Source organism: Streptomyces sp. WELS2 (assembly GCF_013870595.1).
Taxonomy (GTDB): domain Bacteria; phylum Actinomycetota; class Actinomycetes; order Streptomycetales; family Streptomycetaceae; genus Streptomyces.
Window position 1 is genome coordinate 1 of sequence record NZ_JACBWZ010000996.1, and the last position, 2,050, is coordinate 2,050.

The 2,050-nt window shown below is 75.1% G+C and carries 2 protein-coding genes and 1 pseudogene; 2 read left to right on the top strand and 1 reads right to left on the bottom strand.

Annotated elements, in window-relative coordinates; all coding sequences use genetic code 11:
* A partial coding sequence (locus H5J33_RS32740) for a phosphotriesterase (protein WP_181798345.1) occupies positions 1–702 on the top strand: 702 nt, incomplete at its 5' end.
* Positions 693–1,478, top strand: a pseudogene (locus H5J33_RS32745) (LD-carboxypeptidase); the annotation flags it as partial. The gene H5J33_RS32740 and the pseudogene H5J33_RS32745, both read left to right, overlap by 10 nt.
* Positions 1,479–1,563: 85 nt before the next feature.
* Here H5J33_RS32745 and H5J33_RS32750 read toward each other — a convergent pair.
* Positions 1,564–2,050 (bottom strand): ROK family protein (locus tag H5J33_RS32750; RefSeq protein WP_181798346.1); only part of this gene is annotated, 487 nt, incomplete at its 5' end.

Genomic DNA, 2,050 nt, shown 5'->3' on the forward strand with positions numbered 1-2,050 from the left:
GCGGACCTGCCGGCGCTGTCCCGGGAGACCGGGGTGCGGATCGTCTGCGCCACCGGGCTGCACCAGGCGGTGCACTACGACCCGGAGACGCTCGACGGGCTGAGCGGGGGCCGGCTCGCCGGACTGTTCGTGACGGAGCTGACCGAGGGCATCGGGACCACCGGGGTGCGGGCCGGCCTGATCAAGGTGGCGGGCGGTTTCCACGGGCTCGACGCGCACGCCCGCCGGACCATGACGGCGGCGGCCGAGGCCCACCACGCCACCGGCGCGCCCATCGCCGTGCACCTGGAGCTGGGCACCGGCGCGCTGGACGTACTGGACCTGCTGTGCGGCGAGCTGGGGGTGCCCGGGGAGCGGGTGATCCTCGGGCATCTGAACCGCTTCCCCGACCCGGTGGCGCACCGGGAGGCCGCCGCGGCGGGCTGCTGGCTGGCCTTCGACGGGCCCTCCCGCGCCCACCACGCCACCGACTGGCGGATGCCGGAGGCGGTAAGTGCCCTGGCCGAGGCGGGGTTCGCGGACCGGTTGCTGCTCGGCGGGGACACGGTGACCGCAGGGGCGCGCTCGGTCGACGGCGGGCCCGGGATGCCGTATCTGCTGCGCCGGGTGCGGCGGCGGCTGGCGGTGGTGGTGGGGGACGAGCTGGTGGAGCGGATGCTCGGGGAGCATCCGGGGCGGGCGTTCGGGACCGACTGGAAGTGAGCGGGTCCCGGCGGCGGATAGCGGTCCTCTCGCCCGGCGCCGGTCTGCCGGGAATCCTGCCCGCTTCCGGTACGAGCCGGGGCTGCAACGGCTGCGGGAGGACTTCGGCCTGGAGCCGGTGGAGTACCCCGCCACCCGCACCATGGGCGTCACCCCGCGGGAGCGCGCCGCCGACATCCACGCCGCGTTCGCCGATCCGACGGTCGAGGCGGTGATGGCCGCCATCGGCGGGGACGACCGGATCACCGTCCTGCCCTTCCCGGACCGTGAGCCGATCCGCGCCCGCCCCAAGCCGTTCTTCGGCTTCAGCGACAACACCCATCTGCTCCTGTTCCCGCGCGACCCGGGCATCGTCGGCTACCACGGCGCCTGTGTGATGACCGAGCTGGGCCGCCCGTACGCGCTGCACCCGATGACGGCCGGCTCGGTGCGCGCGGCCCTGTTCACCCAGGGCCCGTACGAACTGCGCCGGCCGAGCGCCACCGCGACACCGACCGGGACCGGGCCGGCCCGGGCGGCTCGTGGAGGGGCGCGCCCGGGGCGGCGACCTGGAGATCCTGTCGTGGCTGCTGATGGCCGGCCGAGAGATCGACCGCGACCCGGCGGCCTACGAGGGCGGCGTGCCGTTCCTGGAGACGTCGGAGGAGTTGCCGAGCGCCACGGAGGTCTTCCGCATCCTGCGCAACATGGGGGAACGCGGCCTGCTGGAGCGCTTCCCCGCGCTGGTGACGGCCCGCGCCAAGGCGTGGTCCTTCGAGCGGCCGAACGACGCGGACGTATATGCCCCGCCGGATCACGGTGACGTACTGACGGTATGACCTGCTGACGGTGTGACGTACTGACGGTCCGGCGCGCCCGGGGTCAGCCCGTTGTCGCGGCCAGGGCCGTCAGCGGGTCGTCCAGGACCGGCTGCCAGGCCAGTTCCGCGGCTCCGACCAGACTGCTGTGGTCCAGGGTGCACGGCAGGATGGGGACGCCGCCGCTCTGGCCCCACAGGCTGCGGTCCGCGACCACCGCGCGCAGCCGGCCGGGGTCGGCCGCCAGCAGGCTGCGGTGCAGGCCGCCGAGGACGATGCGGTCCGGGTTCAGGATGTTGACGAGGCCGGCCAGGCCGAGGCCGAGGCGGTCGACGAGGGCTTCGGCCGCCCTGCGGACGGCCGGGTCGTCGTACCGGGTGCGCAGCAGGTCGTCGGCCTGCCGCAGCAGCGACACCTCGGGGCCGGGTTCGCGGCCGGCCTCCACGAGCAGGGCCAGCGGATCGGCCTCCACGTCCAGGCAGCCGCGGCCGCCGCAGTGGCAGGGGCGGCCCTCCGGGTTGACCGTGAGATGGCCGACCTCCAGCGCGAGA